Source organism: Pseudalkalibacillus hwajinpoensis (assembly GCF_015234585.1).
GTDB lineage: Bacteria > Bacillota > Bacilli > Bacillales > Guptibacillaceae > Guptibacillus > Guptibacillus hwajinpoensis_B.
The window spans coordinates 241,104-261,639 of the sequence record NZ_JADFCM010000001.1 but is presented as its reverse complement, the minus strand read 5'-3'; the positions used below and the strand labels follow the sequence as shown (position 1 = coordinate 261,639).

The window sequence follows — 20,536 nt, the reverse complement described above, 5'->3', positions numbered from 1 at the left end:
CAAAAACAGGAAGTTCATGCCAATTTAATATGACTATTTATTTGCTTTCTTCGCTTCTTCCCAGTCAGAAAGGAATTGATCAATCCCTTTATCAGTTAGCGGGTGTTCTAGCATCTGAAGAACGACCTTAAGTGGCATTGTGCCAATGTCAGCGCCACGAAGAGCCGCTTCTGTTACGTGCATTGGGTGACGAATGGATGCAGCAATAATTTCAGTCTCAATTCCATGTACCGCAAACAGTTCGGAGATTTCAGAGATGAGATCAAGACCATTTTGGCCAATATCATCAAGACGTCCAAGGAATGGCGAAACGTAAGACGCACCAGCACGTGCTGCAAGCAAAGCCTGGTTAGCAGAGAAAACAAGCGTTACGTTTGTTTTAATTCCTGCTTCGTAGAATGCTTTGACCGCCTTCATCCCTTCACGATTCATTGGAACCTTTACTGTAATGTTTGGTGCAATTTCAGCTAATTGTTTTCCTTCTTCAATCATTTCTTCAGCAGTTGTTGAAACAACCTCTGCACTAACAGAGCCAGATACTAAGCTTGTAATTTCACGAAGACGATCATGGAAATTCACCTTTTCTTTCATAACAAGAGATGGATTCGTAGTTACTCCAGCTACTACTCCCATATCGTGTGCTTCTTTAATATCATTCAGGTTTGCAGAATCTATGAAAATTTTCATTATGTTCGTCCTCCTTTGATTTTAGAAAGCGGTTACGAGAAAGATTTTAACATATTTTGTTTTAAGTTAGCTGATTTGATTGTAAATAAATGAAAAATAGTCGCAAGGTAGTAGTTAGGGGATTAAAAAACGGAAATCAGAAACCGCTCATAATAGAGCGGTTTTGATGATCCGATTTTAAGAAGTTATTACGCTTTGTTAGAAGAACCAAACTCACGCATTTTGCCGATTACTGTTTCTTTAATCGCGTCACGTGCTGGTCCCATGTATTTACGAGGATCGTAAAGATCTGGCTTTTCTTCAAGTACAGAACGAACTGCTTTAGCAGAAGAAAGTTGGCTCTCAGTGTTCACGTTGATTTTAGCATGTCCAAATTTGATCGCTTTTTTAACGTCAGCAGTTGGAATACCAGTACCACCGTGAAGTACTAGAGGAACACCAGTCATTTTGCTGATTGTTTCCATGCGGTCGAATCCTAGGTTAGGCTCGCCTTTGTAAGGGCCGTGAACAGAACCAAGTGCAGGTGCGAAGCAATCTACACCAGTTTCGTTGATAAGGCGCTCACACTCTTCAGGGATTGCGTATGCAGCTTCAGCATCGTCAACGATAAGATCATCTTCTTGTCCGCCAATGCGTCCAAGCTCAGCTTCAACAGAAACACCAACTGCATGTGCAGCTTCTACTACTTTTGTAGTTAGAGCGATGTTTTCGTCTAGTGGGTAATGAGAACCGTCGATCATAACAGAAGTGAATCCAGCGTTGATCGCTTGCATACACTTCTCGAAGCTAGAACCGTGGTCAAGGTGAATAGCAACTGGTACTGTAACCTTGTACTCTTCCATAAGCGCTTCTACAATTGTAACAATTGTTTTGAATCCGCCCATGTAACGAGCAGCACCTTCAGAAACACCAAGGATAACTGGTGATTGTTCTTCTTGTGCAGCTTGTAGGATAGCTTGAGTAAACTCAAGGTTGTTAAGGTTAAATTGGCCAACTGCGTAGCCTTCTGCTTTACCTTTTTCGAGCATTTCTTTCATAGAAACTAAAGGCATGGTAAATCCTCCTCAATATAATTTAAAATTGCCAGGATGATACCTGGAACATCTTAATAACGAATACTTGTCATTGAAGCATGCAGATGTATCCAGAAAAACTGTCTTCTTCAAGATGGCACAAACGCGATGTTTTTATGTATGCCGTCGTCCAAGAACTTCCCGCTAAACTGAATTCATTTGCTCTACAATTTCTCCAAAAACACGGTTCTATTATAGCATATCACTTTCATAAAAGAAGGGGAAAAGCTTGATTTAATGGGATTTGTTTATGTAAGCGTTACCTTTCTTTATGAAAGCGATGCTAATTCTTTTTTTACTGCTGCTCGTATCTCGTCAATGTCAAAAGGCTTCGCAAAATGGGTAATTGCTCCTAGATCCATCGCTTCGTGAATCATATCTAGTTCACCGTAGGCAGTCATAATAATGACAAGCGCCCTTGCTTCCATTTTTTTGATTCTCTTTAGGATTTCAAGTCCATCCATTCCTGGTATCTTCATATCGAGAATGACTAAGTCGGGATCCTCACTTTTTACGATCGATAGTGCTTGAACACCATTCGCTGCCTGGAAGGTTTGATATCCTTCTTTTTGGAAGATTTCGTTTAGAAGAATACGGATTCCATATTGATCATCTACGATTAAAATTTTTTCATTCATGTGAGAGCACCTTCTTTTCAGTTAGTCTTACTGTTTATGTTCGCTTCAAATTGTTGAATCCCTTCCTGATTATACATCGAGGGCTGTAATTCGCAAGTGTCATGTAGTTTCGTTATAATAGGAACCTGCGATGAGCAAAAAAATTGTTCATCTTCTTTTTCGGTATAATGAGATTCATTCATATATTTATATCCAAAATACAGCCAAAAATCAGTTCTCTTTTTTTATAAAAACTTTGAAAGGCAGTGATAAAATGCTTAAAATTTTTACGACTCAGCTGATGGGGAAGTTTAAGATTATTCAGGATCAGCATGAGATGGTGATTGAAGATATATCCCGATTGTTCGCACAGACGATAACAGGAGGCGGGACGGTTTATTTTTATGGCGAGCATGAGCTCCAGGGCGCTGCTCTTGAAGCAGTGTACGGATCTGAGAAGCTTCCTTCAAGTGCGATTCTCCATGACCCTGCCGCATTAACTGAAAATGACTGCGTGATATTATTTTCACGGTTTAACGATGACAAACTAGCGGCTGAGCATGCTGAGAAATTCAAAGCAACAGGAGCTCAGGTTGTTGGCATATCAGCAACGAAAAAAGAAACTGATCCTCTCCTTGAGCAAAGCGTTCATTTTCACATTAACACTGGGCTTACTTCCGGTCTCGTTCCAAATGATGATGGGGAACGAATCGGTTACCCTTCTCTACTCACTTCTTTGTACATTTATCATGCCCTTTATTTAACTACAAGAGAAATATTAGAAGAGCATGGCTACAAATTTTAATGCTATCTTCTTCTAAAAAAGCCTCTTCTCCGAACGGAGAAGAGGCTTTTTGTAATTATTTGCTGTTAGCGATAGAAGCGCCAATAAATTCTTTGAATAACGGCTGTGGACGAGTTGGACGTGATGTGAATTCAGGGTGGAATTGTGATGCAACAAACCACGGGTGATCTTTCACTTCTACGACTTCTACAAGACGGCCATCAGGGCTAGTTCCAGAGAAGATGAAGCCTGCTTCTTCCATTTCAGTACGATACTGATTGCTGAACTCATAGCGATGACGGTGACGCTCATAAATTACTTCATCGTTATAAGCTGCATATGCTTTCGTACCTTCCGTTAGCTTACATGGATAAAGACCGAGACGGAGTGTACCACCAAGATCTTCAACATCCTTCTGTTCAGGGAGAAGGTCAATGACTGGATATTTCGTTGTTGGCTTAATTTCAGCTGAATGAGCACCTTCCAGATTGAGAACGTTACGTGCAAATTCAACAGAAGCAAGCTGCATACCAAGACAGATTCCTAAGAAAGGTACTTTGCTTTCACGCGCGTACTGAATCGCAGTGATTTTACCTTCAATTCCACGATCGCCGAATCCACCTGGAACGAGGATGCCATCTACGTCAGAAAGAAGTTCCTCAACGTTTTCCTGCGTAACTGTTTCAGAATTAATCCACTTAATGTCAATGTCAGCATCAAATGCATAGCCTGCGTGCTTGAGCGACTCTACAACGGAAATATAAGCATCTTGAAGAGCGACATACTTCCCAACAAGCGCAATTTTTGTTTTGCCTGAGAGGTTTTGAACTTTCTCAACAAGCTCATTCCATTCAGTCATATCCGCTTCTTGACAGTTCAATTTCAAATGTTGACAAGTGATCTCATCAAGCTTTTGTGCTTGTAGAGCAAGAGGAACTTTATAAAGCGTATCAGCATCTTGCGCTTCAATTACCGCATGCTCATCAATATCACAGAACAAAGCGATTTTGTCTTTCATTTCTTGTGGAACTGGCTGTTCCGCACGAACAACAATAACATTTGGCTGGATACCAAGGCTGCGAAGCTCTTTCACACTATGCTGTGTTGGCTTTGTTTTCATTTCACCAGCTGCTTTAAGATAAGGAAGAAGCGTACAGTGAATGTACATAACGTTCTCCTTGCCGATGTCACTCTTGATCTGACGAATCGCTTCTAGGAATGGAAGACTCTCGATGTCTCCAACCGTTCCACCGATTTCAGTAATAACTACATCAGCGCTTGTTTCGTTACCTGCGCGGAAAATGCGCTCTTTGATTTCATTCGTAATGTGAGGAATTACCTGTACTGTTCCTCCAAGATAGTCGCCACGACGCTCTTTACGAAGAACTGTAGAGTAGACTTTACCTGTTGTTACGTTTGAATTCTTAGAAAGGTTAATGTCAATAAAGCGCTCGTAGTGTCCAAGGTCAAGATCCGTCTCAGCGCCATCATCTGTTACGAATACTTCACCGTGCTGATAAGGACTCATTGTCCCTGGGTCAACGTTAATGTATGGGTCGAACTTTTGAATCGTTACGCTCACGCCGCGATTTTTCAAAAGTCGTCCTAGTGAAGCTGCTGTAATTCCTTTACCAAGCGAAGAAACAACACCGCCTGTTACAAAGATGTACTTCTTATGTTTTGCTGTCATCTTTCTGCCCCCTCATGGTTTGTATTCTGCCCTTCAAGAAAGGAAGGGGATTCATCTGAAACGAGAGATTTTATCTTTTTTAATAAAATCAATGCAGATGGTTACATTTTTCTTAACTTAATCGGAAGGTCCACTCGTACTGGCTAAATTCCAGCTTCTCAATGCATTTCATCAATGAGCTTATTAGAAGAACTTGCCCTCAGGTTCTAACAGAAGCCATCGTTCTTCTTATACTTTAGCCCTTTAAAAAGCTTAAAATCCTTAAAGTATAAAAAACAAAAAAAACAAAAGTGGCACCTGTCCCATAAATGAGGGGGCACTTTTGTTTTCATATCGTATCTATAAATTAGTTTAGTATTTTGGTGAAGCCCAAAAATGATTCTACCGATTTCACTACCGAAAGTCAAGAAGCGACAGAAATTATTTCTTTTCTTCTTCGTCGTCTTCCACGTCGTCATCATCGTCATCATCAATGTCTTCATCGTCCAAATCTTCTGTATCATCATCGAAGTCATCATCGTCAAAGTCGTCAAGATCATCTACTTCTAGATCTTCAAGATCGTCTTCATCATCTTCGTCGAAACCAAGCTCATCGTCAGTTGATTTCTTGCGTTTCTTTGGTTTAATTGTCGTTGCAAGCTCTTCTTGAGATTGCTCAACAGGATACCAGCCCTTAAGGCCCCACTGGTTATCTCCAAGCGTTACGAAACGACCGTCTGTGTTCAAGTTTGTATAAACTTCTGCAAGCATGTCCTGAAGCTGAGAAGAAGTTAGACCTTTCATCTTTCCAATTCGTTCCATTAACGTGTAGAAAGAAACAGGTTTTTTCTCGTCCTGCAGGATGAAATACATAATATCAATCATGGATGTTTCTTGGATGTCTTCAGCAGACAGCTGCTTTAAGCTACTCACGATATCGGCACTCCCTTTCAATTATCTCCTATGAATAATAGCTGCTAATTTGAGAAACTAGCTTATCACTATTTTTAAACGATAGCATTTATTTCAAGCTACTTGTTAATCCTAATACAAAACATACCATTCATTATAAACAAAATTACGCAATCTATGCTACGATTTTCAAACAAATCTATTGAAATAGAAGGATTTCACCTTCAAGTGATGTACCTTCTCGTACGAAAAGGAGGAAGGTTACTCCTTCCTCCTACAATAATATGAACGCTTGCATTTGACAAGTTCTTAACGGTCTACATATTTCGACGGTATTTCCCACCAACTTCATAGAGTGCAGTTGTAATTTGCCCTAGACTTGCTACTTTCACCGTCTCCATTAATTCTTCGAAAATATTCCCTTTACTTAACGCTGCTTTCTTTAAGCGATTCAGCGCATCTTCTGTCGTATCTGAATGGGTTTCTTGGAACTGCTTTAAGTTTGTAATTTGCTGTTCCTTTTCTTCCTTGCTCGCTCTTGCAAGCTCCATGTTCCACTCTTCTTCTGCAGGTGGATTTGGATTCTTATACGTGTTCACTCCAACGATCGGAAGCTCACCGCTATGCTTTAGCATCTCATAATGCATGGACTCTTCTTGAATTTTACCGCGCTGGTACTGTGTCTCCATTGCACCCAATACACCGCCACGCGCATTAATTTTCTCAAATTCACTAAGAACAGCTTCCTCCACAAGGTCTGTTAACTCTTCAATGATGAATGAACCTTGTAGTGGGTTTTCGTTCTTCGTCAGTCCATGCTCTTTCGTAATAATCATTTGAATTGCCATAGCACGACGAACTGATTCCTCAGTTGGTGTTGTGACAGCTTCATCGTAAGCATTCGTATGAAGCGAGTTACAGTTGTCATGAATCGCCATTAAGCCCTGCAATGTTGTGCGTATATCATTAAAGTCCATCTCTTGCGCGTGCAAAGAACGTCCTGACGTTTGCACATGATACTTTAACTTCTGACTACGAGCATTTGCACCGTACTTCTCTCTCATCACCGTCGCCCAAATTCTGCGCGCCACTCTTCCAATAACGGTATATTCTGGGTCAAGTCCATTACTAAAGAAGAAGGAAAGATTCGGTGCAAACTTATCGATATCCATACCGCGACTTAAATAATACTCGACATACGTAAAGCCATTCGCAAGCGTGAACGCCAGCTGTGAAATAGGGTTCGCACCCGCTTCGGCAATATGGTAGCCGGAAATTGACACTGAATAATAGTTACGCACATTCTCATTGATGAAGTACTCCTGAATATCCCCCATCATCCGAAGCGCAAATTCTGTTGAGAAAATACATGTGTTTTGACCCTGATCTTCTTTTAAAATGTCCGCCTGAACGGTACCACGAACCGTGCTAAGCGTGTTTGTCTTAATATCGGCAAGCTCCTGCTCGTTTGCTTTACGACCTTCTTTTTCTTCAAATCCTTGAATTTGCTGCTCAATCGCCGTGTTCATAAACATTGCGAGTATGATCGGCGCAGGGCCATTAATCGTCATAGATACTGAAGTCGATGGTGCACATAAATCAAAGCCTGCATAAAGCTTTTTCATATCGTCGAGTGTACAAATACTCACGCCACTCTCGCCAACTTTTCCGTAAATATCAGGACGATAGTCAGGATCTTCTCCGTAAAGCGTCACAGAATCGAAAGCGGTGCTTAAGCGCTTCGCATCTTCGTTCTCAGAGAGGTAATGGAAACGGCGATTGGTTCGCTCAGGCGTCCCTTCGCCTGCAAATTGACGCTTCGGGTCCTCTCCTTTTCGTTTAAATGGAAAGACGCCAGCGGTATACGGGAATGAGCCCGGCACGTTCTCTTTCAATACCCAGCGCACAATTTCTCCCCAATCTTCATACTTCGGTAGAGATACCTTTGGAATATCCAATCCTGAAAGACTCTTCGTCGTTAGTTCTGTTACGATTTCTTTCTCGCGGATAACGGATATGAATTCTTTCCCACTATATTTCTCTTTCACTTCAGGCCAGCTTTCGATAATCTTACGCGTTTCTCCATGCATATCATCCATGTTTTCATCTTTCATCTTAGAGAGCATCGCAATCGTCTCGTCATTGCCTTCCGCACTCTCTAGCATCGCAATCGTCCCTTGAAGCTGGAATGCTTTTCTTGCAAGCTGAACCTGCTTTTCGACATATTCATGGTAACGACGAACGGAACCAGAGATGTCCTGTAAATATTGCTGACGCTGCGGTGGAATAATGAGATTCAGCTTTTCCACAATGTCACTTGTTTCAATGTTTGTTGCCCAGTCATTTCGGCATTTACGGTGAATCGTATCAACCAATGCTTTAAAAAGCGTATTCGTGCCCGGATCATTAAACTGACTTGCGATCGTGCCGTAGACAGGCATGTTATCTAGATTTTGCTCAAACAGCATGTGACTACGCTGATATTGCTTCTTCACGTCACGCAGAGCATCTTCAGAGCCTTTGCGCTCGTATTTATTAATCACAATCAAATCCGCAAAATCGATCATATCAATTTTCTCAAGTTGTGAAGGCGCACCAAATTCACTTGTCATCACATACATCGAAACATCAGAAATTTCAACGATCTCGGCATCCCCCTGGCCGATTCCGCTTGTTTCAATAATGATCAAGTCATATCCAGCCGCTTTCACAACGGTTAACGCTTCACGTATTGAAAGTGAAAGCTCAGTTTTTGATTTTCGCGTTGCGAGACTTCTCATAAACACGCGGTCATTGTGAATAGCGTTCATACGGATTCTGTCACCGAGCAGTGCGCCGCCAGTCTTTTGTTTTGTCGGATCAATGGAAAGGATCGCTACCGTCTTATCATCAAATTCATTAATGAAACGGCGTACGAGCTCATCAGTTAAGGAGCTTTTCCCAGCTCCACCAGTACCAGTAATCCCAAGAACAGGAGAGTCGGTTGCCATATTCTTAAGCTTATCAAACACTTGCTCAGCAGCGGCCGCCGTCTCTTCTGTACGTTCTCCACCATAGCTTTCAGCAAGGGTAATGAGACTCGAAACAGCCTGCGGATCGCGCTCATGCAAGCGATCAATCTGGTTATCAATTTGTTTAAACGTCGGAAAATCACATTCCTTGATCATCATATCGATCATGCCTTGCAGACCAAGATCACTTCCATCATCAGGTGAAAAAATGTGAGAAATTCCGTAAGCATGCAGCTCTTTAATTTCCTTAGGAATAATAACGCCGCCCCCACCGCCATAAATCTTAACGTGTGAAGCGCCTTTTTCTTTTAAAAGGTCATACATATATTTAAAGTATTCCATATGACCGCCTTGATAAGACGAGATTGCAATTCCCTGCGCATCTTCCTGTATGGCAGCGTTCACGACTTCCTCAACAGAGCGGTTATGTCCGAGATGAATAACTTCTGCACCGCTCGCCTGTAGAATGCGGCGCATAATGTTAATAGATGCATCATGACCATCAAACAAACTTGAAGCGGTTACAAAACGAACATGGTTCACTGGTTTATACGTTTCGACTACACTCACTGCTGTTCCTCCTCTATCGGTTCGTAGTTTCTACAGGATTTAAAGCTTGAATCAAAAAAGCCTCCTGCATTCTTGTATACTCTTCAATGGAATAATGAGATCGAAGCGCCCAGCGCCTGAACACCCACATCTGTCCCTGCACGAGAATGTTATGAGCAGCTCCGTAAATCTCCTCTTCTGTAAGCCGAAGTTTTCCTTCTGCTACACATTCTTCAATCAATCGCTCAAATATTTCCGCCATTCCTAGCTCTTTTTTCAATACATAAGGGAGCGTTTCCCGCGGAAGGGACTTTGCTTCCTGGTACATGACAAGCACTTCATCCTGCATATCGTCCATCACATGATAAAACGCATGAAGGGCCTGCCTTAAACGCTCGATTCCAGTTATATTAGGCTTAAGCTGATCTTCTAGACGCTCTCTCACTTCATCATAAATGCTGTCACAAACGAGATATAACACATCTTCTTTTTTGCGAATGTATTCATACAGCGTACCAATGCTAAAGCCAGCAACACGCGCAATTTCTCGCGTTGTCGTACGATGGAACCCTTTTTCCTTAAAAAGGGAGACCGCTGCTTTGATCATTTGCTCACGTCGTTTCTGAATGAGCTTTTCATCCTTTACCATCGAAGGAACGTTTTTCTTCACCTTCCCATCCCCTTCCTCTCAAGGCTGCCCATATAATCCTGAAGCAGCTTCACAGCGGCTGAGTAAGGGTCGACGGCGCCACTTTTCACTTCATCAATCCAGCCATTATCCTCTGCTTCGCGCTCCATAAGCTGCTTCATCATTTCATCATGCACCACTTCGATCACTTCTCGTTCAAGTGAGGTTTTGCGTCTAGCATCACGCTCACCAGACTCCTTACTGTATTCAAAATGCTCCTGCATTCGTTTCCAAACATTCTCAAGACCTAGATTTTGAACAGAGATCGCCTTCACAATCGGTGGACGCCACGGCGCATCATGCTTCACCAGATCGAGCATGCTTTCAAGCTCAGCCAGTAGCTTGGGGACACCTGGTAAATCTGCTTTATTGACGATAAAAAGATCCGCAATTTCCATAATGCCAGCTTTAAAGACTTGCACAACGTCTCCGCTACCTGGGTTCAACACTACGGCAATCGTATCCGCGATCTTCATAATATCGAGCTCTGATTGCCCAACCCCAACCGTTTCAATTAATATGACATCGAATCCAAACGCGTCCATTAAGCGAACCGTTTCCTTCGTCGTTCGAGAAAGCCCCCCAAGGCTCCCTCGTGTTCCCATGCTTCGGATAAAGACACCAGGATCGGTAAAATGCTCCGCCATCCTGACACGATCTCCTAGAAGGGAACCCCCGCTAAACGGACTCGTTGGATCAACGGCCACAACACCAACAGTGAGATCCTGCTTTCTAAGGTGGGTAATCAGCCTGTTAACGAGCGAACTTTTACCGGCACCGGGTGATCCGGTTATCCCAATATAGTGGGCACGCCCCGTCATCGGGTGGATATCCTTCAGTAATTCCAGTTTGTCTTCAGCATCATTTTCAACAAGACTGATCGCCTTTGCGAGCGCACGTTCATCCTGATTTGAAAGTCGTTCTGCGAGTGGATGCATAGCGCTTCTTAATCAGCCATCAGCATTCTTGAAATAACAAGACGCTGAATTTCATTTGTACCTTCATAGATTTGCGTAATTTTCGCATCACGCATATAGCGCTCAACTGGATAATCCTTCGTATAGCCATAGCCACCAAAGACTTGCACCGCTTCTGTTGTTACTTCCATCGAGATATCTCCAGCGTATAGCTTAGACATCGCCGATTCTTTACCATACGGAAGACCCTGACTTTCTTTCCATGCAGCCTGGTAAGTTAATAGTCGAGCTGCTTCAATTTTCGTTGCCATATCAGCGAGCTTAAAGCCAATGCCTTGATTTGCGCCGATCGGTTTGCCAAACTGCTTACGCTCCTTCGTATATGCTGTTGCTGCATCAAGCGCACCTTGTGCAATGCCAACAGCTTGAGCCGCAATTCCGTTACGCCCACCATCAAGCGTCTTCATCGCGATTTTAAATCCTTGTCCTTCATCGCCAAGACGATTTTCAACAGGTACACGGCAGTCTTCAAAAATGATTTCGAGCGTAGGAGAAGAGCGAATGCCGAGCTTTTTCTCTTTCTTACCCATTGAGAAACCAGGCGTTCCTTTTTCAACGATAAACGCAGTAATCCCTTTATGACCCTTTTCTTTATCGGTCTGAGCAAACACGATATAAATTTCCGCTTCGCCGCCGTTTGTAATGAAAATTTTCGAGCCATTTAAGATGTAGTGATCGCCATCAAGCTTCGCCGTCGTTTTCATCCCACTCGCATCCGATCCTGACCCTGGCTCTGTGAGTCCGTAAGCTCCCATTAGCTTACCTTCTGCCATTGGACGCAAGAACTTCTGCTTCTGCTCTTCTGTACCAAATGCATTCAACGGCCAGCCTGCAAGGGAGGTATGTGCAGAAAGCGTTACACCTGTAGACGCACAAACGCGTGATAGCTCTTCCACTGCAATCACATAGCTTAAGTAATCTGAGCCAATGCCACCGTACTCTTCTGACCATGGGATGCCCGTTAAACCAAGCTCAGCCATTTGATCAAAAAGCTTTCGATCAAAGCGCTCTTCTTCATCACGCTCAGCCGCTGTTGGTTCTACTTCTTTCCTCGCAAAGTCGCGCACCATTTTCCGTAGCATTTCATGTTCTTCTGATAGTTGAAAATTCATCCTGTTTCTCTCCTTTTTGGTGGTTTGGACAATAAAAGTTGATTTTGGACAATATATCTCGAATTTGGCCAATAAAAATGAAGTTTGGCCAATATAATGGTTTTTTGGACAATAAAACGGATATACCTGGCTTTTCTGAGGAAGCCTCCAGTGCCTGACGGGTCTAAACGGTCACTTCCGCTTTTCTCTATTTCATCAAGTTCCGACTAATGACGATTTTCTGGATTTCGCTCGTTCCTTCGTAGATTTCGCATACTTTCGCGTCTCGGAATAGGCGTTCTACTGGGTAATCTTTCGTGTAACCGTAACCGCCATAGACTTGAACCGCTTCAATCGAGGCTTTCACGGCTGCTTTCGATGCAAAGAGCTTCGCCATCGAGACTTCCTGCATGCAAGGGATCCCGTGGTTTTTCAGGTCAGCCGCACGATAGGTTAGGAGTTTCGCTGCCTCTACTTCTGTTGCCATATCGGCAAGCTTGAAGCCGAGACCTTGATTTTGCCCGATCGGCTTACCAAACTGGTGACGCTCTTTCGCGTAAGCCGTCGCGTAATTTAGCGCCGCTTCAGCAATTCCTAGTGACTGTGCCGCGATCCCGATGCGGCCGCTCTCAAGGTTTGCCATCGCAATTTTGAATCCCTGACCTTCTTCGCCGAGACGATTCTCAACTGGCACACGGCAATCTTCGAAAATGATTTCAACCGTATTCGAGCCGTTTAGCCCCATTTTCTTTTCTTTCTTCCCAACGCTAAATCCAGGCATGTCACGTTCGATAATAAAAGCAGTTACGCCTTTGCTTCCTTTTTCCTCAGGATTTGTTCTTGCGAAGGCAACATACGTATCCGCCTCGCCGCCGTTTGTAATGAAAATCTTTGAGCCGTTCAAAATGTAGTGATCGCCATCTCGGACAGCGCGCGTTTTCATGCTGCTTGCATCTGATCCTGAACTCGGTTCCGTCAGCGCAAACGCACCAAGGTATTCTCCGGTTGCTAGCTTCGGAATGTAGCGCTTTTTCTGTTCTTCTGTACCAAACGCTAGTATCGGCAGTGTCCCAACGGATGTATGAACCGATAGAATTACGCCGACCGTGGCGCTCACTTTTGAGAGCTCATGGATTGCAATGATGTATGACGTATAATCCATTTCCGCTCCGCCATAAGCTTCTGGAATCGGAATCCCCATTAAACCAAGCTCGCCCATTCGTTTAATCACTTCGCGTGGAAAACGATCCGTCTCTTCCATTTCTTCAACAATTGGCGCGATTTCTTTTTCCGCAAAATCACGCACCATTTTCTGCATCATCTTCTGCTCTTCCGTAAATACAAGCTCCATGCTCGTTCCTCCTCGTGGTGTTAATCCTGGTATTGGTAGAAGCCTCTTCCTGTCTTACGTCCGAGCCAGCCAGCTTTTACATATTTACGTAATAGCGGACATGGGCGGTATTTATCATCGCCGAATCCTTCTTGAAGCGTTTCCATAATATAAAGACACGTATCAAGACCGATAAAATCTGCGAGAGTTAATGGTCCCATTGGATGATTCATGCCGAGCTTCATCACGCTATCGATATCCTCAGGGGATGCCACACCTTCATAAACGGTGTAGATCGCTTCGTTGATCATTGGCATCAAAATTCGATTGGACACAAATCCTGGGAAGTCGTTTACTTCAACCGCTGTCTTACCGAGATCCACCGCTAGCTTTTCAACGGCCTGGTAGCTTTCGTTTGTTGTTGCTAGACCGCGAATAATTTCAACAAGCTTCATGACAGGCACCGGGTTCATAAAGTGCATACCAATCACTTTCTCAGGGCGCTTTGTTGATGCTGCAATTTCCGTAATTGGAAGAGAGGATGTATTCGTTGCAAGAAGCGTATGATCTTGCGCAATTTCATCCAGCCGTGCGAAAAGGTTACACTTCACTTCCATGTTCTCAACAGCTGCTTCAATGACAATGTCTACATGCTTTGCATCCTGCAGATCTGTCGTCGCTCTCAAACGTTCCATCGTTCCGCTTAGATCTTCCTGTGTAATCCGCTCTTTGGAAACTTGTTTCGAGAGGTTTTTCTCAATTCTCTCAATTCCTTTATCAAGAAACTCCTGCTTCAAATCATTTAAATAAACTGTATAGCCAGAAGCTGCACACACCTGTGCAATTCCAGCTCCCATTTGTCCTGCACCAATCACCATAATTGTTTTTATTTCCATCATCATGCTCCCTTCTATACCTGAACCATAATAGCGTCGCCTTGACCACCGCCGCTGCAGATCGCTGCTATTCCGATGCCACCGCCGCGTCGCTTCAATTCATGAACAAGTGTTATTAAAATGCGTGCACCACTTGCTCCAATTGGATGACCAAGCGCCACTGCACCACCATGCACATTGACCTTTTCTTCATCGAGTGAGGCAATTTTTCCGCTCGTTAGCGCTACAGCTGCGAACGCTTCATTGATTTCAAATAGATCAATTTCTTCAATTGATTTTCCTGTTTTCTTCAATAGCTCATTGATCACGAGACCCGGCGTCTTAGGAAAATCCTTTGCTTCAACAGCAATTGCTGTATGAGAAAGAATTGTGGCCATGACTTCTTTGCCTTCTTTTGAAGCACGTTCTTCAGACATAAGGACAAGCGCCCCAGCTCCATCATTTACACCTGGTGCATTCCCAGCTGTAATCGTTCCGTCGGCACCGAAGACTGGCTTTAGCTTTCCTAACTGCTCCTCTGTTGTGCCTTTTCTAGGTGCTTCATCATGTTCAACGACGAGAGGATCTCCTTTTCGCTGTGGCACGTTAATTGGGATAATTTCTTCTGCAAAAATCCCCGATTCCATCGCTTTCACAGCACGCTCCTGACTTCTTGTCGCCCAGCGATCCTGCTCTTCTCTAGAAATCTCATACTCTTCCGCTGTCGTGTTTCCATAAACGCCCATGTGACAACCATCAAACGAGCACGTTAAGCCATCATGCACCATGAGATCAACCACTTGTTTGTCGCCCATTCGCATGCCCCAGCGCGCGTCCTTCATGATGTATGGGGCGTTGCTCATCGATTCCATTCCGCCGGCAACAATGACTTCTTCATCACCAGAGCGAATGATTTGATCAGCGAGCGTTACGCTACGAAGACCTGAAGCGCATACTTTGTTAATCGTTTCCGTCTTTACTTCCCAAGGAATACCAGCGTGTCTTGCTGCCTGACGAGATGGAATTTGACCTTGACCACCTTGAAGGACAGACCCCATAATCACTTCTCCTACATCCGCAGGATCAATTCCAGCGCGAACCAAAGCTTCTTTAATCGCTGTTCCACCCAGCTTAGATGCTTCTATTGATTTAAGAGCCCCACCAAATTTTCCAAACGGCGTTCTCACACCGCTAACAATGACCGTTCTGCCCACAAAAACCTCTCCTCTCATTTTCGAAAACGCTACCATAATTGATTAAATTGCGACTGAACGCTCGCTCACCTTACCGACAAAGTAACAAAGGAAAGAGCTCATGCCGGTCGTAAAAACCAGCATAAGCTAACCCTTTGCCAAACAGTCTATTGGAGAACAGTTTCTTTTTGAACAATGGAGCGTTCTAAAATCTCGACAATATCTAGTGTTGCTACTTCTTCTTCTACTTCCTTCGCTTTCGTACCATCACTCATCATCGTTAAGCAGTAAGGACACGCACTTCCGATAACGGATGGCATCACGCTAAGTGCCTGTTCCGTTCTCGTTACGTTAATGCGAGATCCTGTATCTTCTTCCGTCCACATCAAACCGCCGCCGGCGCCACAGCACATACCATTTTCGCGGTTGCGGTCCATCTCGATCACTTCAACGCCTGGAATACTGCGAAGAATTTCACGTGGTGGATCGTATACTTCGTTGTAACGTCCGAGGTAACAGGAATCATGATACGTGATTCTCTCGTTTACTTCGTGTTTCGGCTTCAGTTTTCCTTCTTTAATCCAGTCATACAATAATTCGGTATGGTGATAAACCTCTGCTTCAAGTCCAAACTCAGGATACTCATTTTTAAGTGAGTTATAAGCATGAGGGTCGATTGTAACGATTTTTGAAATATTATGCTTTTGGAACGTTTCAATATTTTTCTGTGCAAGATCCTGGAACAAGAACTCGTTTCCTACACGTCGTGGCGTATCGCCAGAGTTCTTTTCTTTGTTACCAAGAATAGCGAACGAAATGCCAGCTTCATTCATGATCTTCGCAAAGGAAGCGGCAATCTTCTGGCTACGATTATCGTAAGAGCCCATCGAGCCAACCCAGAAGAGATATTCGAATTCTTCGCCTGCTTTTTCTTTTTCTTTTACTGTTGGAACAACGATATCATCACGCATATCGCGCCAGTTCTCACGCTCTTTACGGCTAATCCCCCACGGGTTGCCCTGACGTTCGATGTTCGTAATCGCACGCTGTACATCGCTATCCATCTTCCCTTCCATTAAGACAAGGTGACGACGCATATCGATGATTTTATCAACGTGCTCGTTCTCAACTGGACATTGATCTTCACAGTTACGGCACGTTGTACAAGCCCAAATTTCTTCTTCTGTAATCACGTTACCAATTAACCCATCGCTCACAAGCCCTTCAGCTGCTGCAGCTGTTTCCTGCTGAGCACGTGATTGATAAGCAATTTGATTTCCTGCTGTGTTAGAAAATGCATATGCAGGAACCCACGGTGTTCTTGATGTAACGGCTGCGCCTTTTTCTGTCAGGTGATCACGAAGCTTAACGATCAAATCCATCGGAGAAAGGATTTTTCCTGTTGCCGTTGCTGGACACATATTCGTACAGCGTCCACATTCCACACAGGCATACAAATCAACAAGCTGCTTCTGATTGAAATCTTCAATCGTATTCACACCGTAAGTTTCTTGACTTTCATCTTCAAAGTTAATAGATGCAAGCTGCCCTACTTTGTTTGTACGACCCAAGAAAACGTTGACTGGTCCTGCAATTAAGTGAGCGTGCTTGGATTGCGGTACATACACCATGAACGTAAGAAGCACGAGCAGGTGAATCCACCAGAAAAAGAAGAATAGTGCAATCGCTGCTGTTTCATTGATCCATGAGAATAAGAAAGCAATTCCCGAAGCAACTGGCGCACTCCATGAATAACCAGCATCATGCCAGATAATTTCCATACCGCCTGCAAAAAGAACGGATATCATTAAAAGTCCAATGAACAATAGTACAAGTCCCGCTTTAAAACCTTTCTTTAAACGAGCGATCGCCTCAATATAGCGACGGTAGAATGCCCATACAACTGCTGTTAAAATCATTAGCGTCACGAGCTCCTGGAAAAACGTAAACGCTGGGTAAAGCGGTCCAAGAGGAAGATGTGACCCCGGTGATAAACCTTTCACAATCATATCGATTGCACCGAATTGAACGAGAAGGAAACCGTAGAACATCATCACATGGATGGTTCCACTCTTCTTATCTTTAAGTAATTTCTTTTGCCCAAACACTTTGACTACAATAGCTTCTAGTCGTTCTTTCATGGAATGATCAAATTCTGCTTTCTTTCCAAGCTTAATGTATTCATATCGAGTCTTCACAACATACCCAAACAAGAAGAACGCGTAAGCGGTTACAAGAATGAAAGCAATCCAGTTAGCGATCAATAAAACATCCATGCTGGCAAACCTCTCCTTTCGTGTCATTCCTTCTTAGCCGCTTCGTGATGCTTGAACAAAGATGCTCCCCGACAGTTCAAACAATTTATGAAAACGCTTTTAAGTCAGAATGAAAGTAATTTTCTGACTTCAGTATAACACATAAATAACTGAATGAGCATTCAGTCAGAGATTTTTTTTTACTTTTTTTAAGTTTAGGACAAACTAAGTCAACAGCAACTATTGAAAGGAGGGGAAAATCGTGGAGATCTTTTTAACAGTCCTACTCGCACTCATATTGTGGTTAATAACCGACCTTCATACAGGCAATAAGAAAAGAAAACTCGCTCCTTCCTCTTCACGTCAAAAAATGACGGGAAACCTGACTTTCATTAATGATGGAGATGATTTTTTTAGAGCACTAATAAATGATATTGATGCTGCAGTCTATCAAATTCATATGATGTTTTATATTTTTCGAGATGACGCCACGGGACATATGATTATCGAGCATCTTTGTCAAAAAGCAACCTCTGGCGTCTCTGTCTATTTACTCGTGGACTATGGAGGTAGTCACAGCTTAAAGAAAGCCACCATAAGAAAAATGACCTCCTGTGGCATCGTTTTTTCCTATTCCAGAAAAATTTCTTTCCCACGATTTTTCACTTCCATAAATGAGCGTAATCATCGAAAAATCACTGTTATTGATGGAGAGATTGGCTACGTTGGTGGCTTTAACGTTGGAAACGAATACGTAGGGAAGGATCCTAAGTTTGGATATTGGCGAGATTATCACCTTCGCGTGACTGGCGAAGCCGTGCAAGGACTTCAAGATCAATTTTTCCTTGATTGGGAAGAGAGTCATTCCCCTATTAATAAGCATAACGTTTATATACCGCCGCTCGAAACAGGTCAGCATAAAGTCTCGTTTCATATTACGAATGGTAATAGCGTAGAGGAAGCTTTTGCCTCGTATATTGATAAAGCTACAACATCTATTATCATTGGCTCCCCCTATTACATTCCAGGACAAACTGTTCAAACAAGCCTGCTACGCGCCCTGAAATGCGGTATTAAAGTCCAGGTTATTTTGCCAATGCGTGCCGACCATCCTCTTGTAAAAGAAGCTTCATATGAATACCTCGTTGAACTGATTCGTGCCGGTGGAGAAGTTTATCAATATATGAATGGCTTCTACCACGCCAAAGTTATGATCATTGATGAGACATTGTGTGACATTGGTACAGCGAATTTTGATCAACGAAGTTTCCACATTAATGGCGAAATCAACTGCATTATCAGCACTCCTTCTCTCATTGTTGAAATCAAAGAAGCGATCCAAAAAGACATTCTACAATGTGAACGTCTCGACTTGAAGAGGCTTCAAGATCGAACGATCGGAAACCGAGTGCTTGCTCCACTAGCAAGACTCTTCAGTCCGTTTCTTTAAAAAGTTCGATGTGCTTTCCTTTGTTTCAATTCGCTTGCACAGGGAAAGAAATGACCAGCCCTTTTTTTGAAAGGAGACCACTTATTATGAAGCTCAGATTTGGATATGTATCAAACGCACTTGCGTTGCACGAAGCTTCACCGGCGCGTACAATGACTTTTTCCACCTGGTCAAAGCTTTCTGAAGAAGAACGTTCAGAGAAACTTCATACAATTACAGAAACGAATTTAAAGAGTACGTTACGTGCGCTGCACTACAATATTGCACATGAAATTGATTTGTATCGTATGTCTTCTTCCATTGTTCCGCTTGCGACGCATCCTGAAGCAAAGTGGGATTACATTACGCCTTTCCGTTACATGTTTGAAGAGATCGGTGAGCTTGTTCAAAAGCACCGCCTTCGTGTGAGCTTTCATCCGAACCAATTCACTCTTTTTACAAGTCCAAAACAACACGTAACGGACAATGCTATAGGTGACTTGGACTATCATGTTGCTATGCTAGATGCGATGGGACTAGACTCTCGCTCCATCGTTAATATACATATTGGTGGAGCTTACGGAGATAAAGAGGAAACCCTTAAGCGTTTTTACGCGAATTTTGATTCCATTCCTTCTCATCTTCGCTCGCATGTGACGCTTGAAAATGATGATAAAACATACAATGCGAAAGAAACGCTCGAGGCATGTGAGCAAACAGGCGTCCCGTTTATTTTCGATTACCATCATCATCTAGCGAATCCAGGCGACGGACTACCTGAGCGCTTTTTTGAACGCGTTCATGAAACATGGAAGCCAAAAGGACTTCTACCGAAATACCACCTTTCCTCTCCCAAATCTGCTAGCGCCTACCGGAGTCATGCAGATTATGTGGACAGTGAGTTTGCCATTCCGTTTATAGACATGTTGAAGGAATACGGAGAAGATGCTGACATCATGATTGAAGCAAAGAAAAAAGACCTCGCAGCTCTGCAGCTTGTCGACGATCTTTCAGCGATACGTGGCGTCAAAAGACTTAGTGGAGGTTCTGTATTATGGAAATAAAAAATCATTTCGCTATCGATGCAGCTACCAAAAAGCTCAATCTACAGTGACCAGAACCCTGATAACCATTCATACGCCTTAAATCCAAGGTATATCCCAACAATCCCAGCAATGCCTGCGAATGCAGGTGGAGCTGGGATGGGTAGCTTCAAAAACGCAAAAATTAACCCGACCAAAAATCCTGTTAATGTTGCAATCAAAACTGTCTTCATCACATCACCCCTTTTTTAAAGTATGACCGAATGACCGATTCATTATAAAAAATCTGAGCGTGTAAGAGTTTTTAACCTACGAAACCAGTTTAAAATTAATCAACGTATCATTCGCATAAA

17 protein-coding genes are annotated in these 20,536 nt (G+C 43.2%); 3 read left to right on the top strand and 14 right to left on the bottom strand.

All coding sequences use genetic code 11. The features are described from left to right. Positions 1 to 33: 33 nt before the first annotated feature. The 3 genes from fsa to IQ283_RS01285 all read right to left on the bottom strand — a co-directional run bounded on the left by fsa (position 34) and on the right by IQ283_RS01285 (position 2,398). On the bottom strand, positions 34 to 687 hold the full coding sequence (gene fsa, locus IQ283_RS01295; protein ID WP_194218363.1) for a fructose-6-phosphate aldolase: 654 nt from the start codon (positions 685 to 687) through the stop codon (positions 34 to 36). A 188-nt stretch (positions 688 to 875) separates the two neighbouring features. After that, the gene (gene fba, locus IQ283_RS01290; protein ID WP_159786369.1) at positions 876 to 1,739 is read right to left on the bottom strand and encodes a class II fructose-1,6-bisphosphate aldolase; all 864 of its coding nucleotides are present in this window, start codon (positions 1,737 to 1,739) and stop codon (positions 876 to 878) included. Between the two features lie 290 nt (positions 1,740 to 2,029). Next, positions 2,030 to 2,398: a response regulator gene (locus tag IQ283_RS01285; protein ID WP_194218362.1), complete on the bottom strand. Its 369-nt coding sequence runs from the start codon at positions 2,396 to 2,398 to the stop codon at positions 2,030 to 2,032. 253 nt (positions 2,399 to 2,651) lie between these two features. Between IQ283_RS01285 and IQ283_RS01280 the strand changes: the two genes are divergently transcribed. Then, on the top strand, positions 2,652 to 3,182 hold the full coding sequence (locus IQ283_RS01280; protein ID WP_194218361.1) for a DUF2529 family protein: 531 nt from the start codon (positions 2,652 to 2,654) through the stop codon (positions 3,180 to 3,182). Positions 3,183 to 3,237: 55 nt separating this feature from the next. Here IQ283_RS01280 and IQ283_RS01275 read toward each other — a convergent pair whose 3' ends face one another. From IQ283_RS01275 to IQ283_RS01230, 10 genes are all read right to left on the bottom strand, one after another. Next, a complete protein-coding gene (locus IQ283_RS01275) occupies positions 3,238 to 4,851 on the bottom strand; it encodes a CTP synthase (RefSeq protein ID WP_194218360.1) in 1,614 nt (537 codons plus the stop codon). Between the two features lie 420 nt (positions 4,852 to 5,271). After that, positions 5,272 to 5,763 carry a DNA-directed RNA polymerase subunit delta gene (gene rpoE / locus IQ283_RS01270; RefSeq protein WP_194218359.1) on the bottom strand — a complete coding sequence of 164 codons (492 nt, stop codon included), beginning with the start codon at positions 5,761 to 5,763 and terminating at the stop codon, positions 5,272 to 5,274. A 296-nt stretch (positions 5,764 to 6,059) separates the two neighbouring features. Beyond that, entirely contained in the window at positions 6,060 to 9,323 is a 3,264-nt protein-coding gene (gene icmF / locus IQ283_RS01265) for a fused isobutyryl-CoA mutase/GTPase IcmF (protein WP_194218358.1), read from the bottom strand. 13 nt (positions 9,324 to 9,336) lie between these two features. Then, positions 9,337 to 9,951, bottom strand: coding sequence for a TetR/AcrR family transcriptional regulator (locus tag IQ283_RS01260; RefSeq protein WP_194219555.1), 615 nt, complete (start codon positions 9,949 to 9,951; stop codon positions 9,337 to 9,339). Positions 9,952 to 9,968: 17 nt separating this feature from the next. Then, positions 9,969 to 10,928 (bottom strand): methylmalonyl Co-A mutase-associated GTPase MeaB, encoded by a 960-nt coding sequence (gene meaB / locus IQ283_RS01255; RefSeq protein WP_194218357.1) that lies wholly within the window; start codon positions 10,926 to 10,928, stop codon positions 9,969 to 9,971. 8 nt (positions 10,929 to 10,936) lie between these two features. Further along, positions 10,937 to 12,079 (bottom strand): acyl-CoA dehydrogenase, encoded by a 1,143-nt coding sequence (locus tag IQ283_RS01250; protein ID WP_194218356.1) that lies wholly within the window; start codon positions 12,077 to 12,079, stop codon positions 10,937 to 10,939. Between the two features lie 187 nt (positions 12,080 to 12,266). Next, a complete protein-coding gene (locus tag IQ283_RS01245; RefSeq protein WP_194218355.1) occupies positions 12,267 to 13,409 on the bottom strand; it encodes an acyl-CoA dehydrogenase in 1,143 nt (380 codons plus the stop codon). 20 nt (positions 13,410 to 13,429) lie between these two features. Beyond that, positions 13,430 to 14,284, bottom strand: coding sequence for a 3-hydroxybutyryl-CoA dehydrogenase (locus IQ283_RS01240; RefSeq protein WP_194218354.1), 855 nt, complete (start codon positions 14,282 to 14,284; stop codon positions 13,430 to 13,432). A gap of 14 nt (positions 14,285 to 14,298) precedes the next feature. Continuing rightward, entirely contained in the window at positions 14,299 to 15,477 is a 1,179-nt protein-coding gene (locus IQ283_RS01235; protein ID WP_194218353.1) for an acetyl-CoA C-acetyltransferase, read from the bottom strand. A 146-nt stretch (positions 15,478 to 15,623) separates the two neighbouring features. Then, on the bottom strand, positions 15,624 to 17,732 hold the full coding sequence (locus IQ283_RS01230) for a heterodisulfide reductase-related iron-sulfur binding cluster (protein WP_194218352.1): 2,109 nt from the start codon (positions 17,730 to 17,732) through the stop codon (positions 15,624 to 15,626). A gap of 241 nt (positions 17,733 to 17,973) precedes the next feature. Here IQ283_RS01230 and cls point away from each other — a divergent pair, with 241 nt between their 5' ends. Both cls and uvsE read left to right on the top strand, forming a co-directional pair. Beyond that, a complete protein-coding gene (gene cls, locus IQ283_RS01225) occupies positions 17,974 to 19,161 on the top strand; it encodes a cardiolipin synthase (RefSeq protein WP_194218351.1) in 1,188 nt (395 codons plus the stop codon). 86 nt (positions 19,162 to 19,247) lie between these two features. Beyond that, positions 19,248 to 20,204, top strand: a complete 957-nt coding sequence (gene uvsE, locus IQ283_RS01220) for a UV DNA damage repair endonuclease UvsE (RefSeq protein WP_194218350.1) — start codon at positions 19,248 to 19,250, stop codon at positions 20,202 to 20,204. Between the two features lie 41 nt (positions 20,205 to 20,245). On the opposite strand, the gene IQ283_RS01215 is transcribed toward uvsE, so the two are convergent. Beyond that, the gene (locus IQ283_RS01215; protein WP_194218349.1) at positions 20,246 to 20,416 is read right to left on the bottom strand and encodes a XapX domain-containing protein; all 171 of its coding nucleotides are present in this window, start codon (positions 20,414 to 20,416) and stop codon (positions 20,246 to 20,248) included. Positions 20,417 to 20,536: the final 120 nt, after the last annotated feature.

What these genes read in the sequence shown, in the direction of transcription:
- fba (WP_159786369.1), bottom strand. Translation starts at nt 1,739, where the DNA reads ATGCCTTTAGTTTCTATGAAAGAAATGCTCGAAAAAGGTAAAGCAGAA.
- IQ283_RS01275 (WP_194218360.1), bottom strand. Translation starts at nt 4,851, where the DNA reads ATGACAGCAAAACATAAGAAGTACATCTTTGTAACAGGCGGTGTTGTT.
- meaB (WP_194218357.1), bottom strand. Translation starts at nt 10,928, where the DNA reads ATGCATCCACTCGCAGAACGACTTTCAAATCAGGATGAACGTGCGCTC.
- IQ283_RS01250 (WP_194218356.1), bottom strand. Translation starts at nt 12,079, where the DNA reads ATGAATTTTCAACTATCAGAAGAACATGAAATGCTACGGAAAATGGTG.
- IQ283_RS01260 (WP_194219555.1), bottom strand. Translation starts at nt 9,951, where the DNA reads ATGGTAAAGGATGAAAAGCTCATTCAGAAACGACGTGAGCAAATGATC.
- IQ283_RS01245 (WP_194218355.1), bottom strand. Translation starts at nt 13,409, where the DNA reads ATGGAGCTTGTATTTACGGAAGAGCAGAAGATGATGCAGAAAATGGTG.
- IQ283_RS01230 (WP_194218352.1), bottom strand. Translation starts at nt 17,732, where the DNA reads ATGGATGTTTTATTGATCGCTAACTGGATTGCTTTCATTCTTGTAACC.
- IQ283_RS01280 (WP_194218361.1), top strand. Translation starts at nt 2,652, where the DNA reads ATGCTTAAAATTTTTACGACTCAGCTGATGGGGAAGTTTAAGATTATT.
- uvsE (WP_194218350.1), top strand. Translation starts at nt 19,248, where the DNA reads ATGAAGCTCAGATTTGGATATGTATCAAACGCACTTGCGTTGCACGAA.
- IQ283_RS01215 (WP_194218349.1), bottom strand. Translation starts at nt 20,416, where the DNA reads ATGAAGACAGTTTTGATTGCAACATTAACAGGATTTTTGGTCGGGTTA.
- fsa (WP_194218363.1), bottom strand. Translation starts at nt 687, where the DNA reads ATGAAAATTTTCATAGATTCTGCAAACCTGAATGATATTAAAGAAGCA.
- IQ283_RS01240 (WP_194218354.1), bottom strand. Translation starts at nt 14,284, where the DNA reads ATGGAAATAAAAACAATTATGGTGATTGGTGCAGGACAAATGGGAGCT.
- IQ283_RS01285 (WP_194218362.1), bottom strand. Translation starts at nt 2,398, where the DNA reads ATGAATGAAAAAATTTTAATCGTAGATGATCAATATGGAATCCGTATT.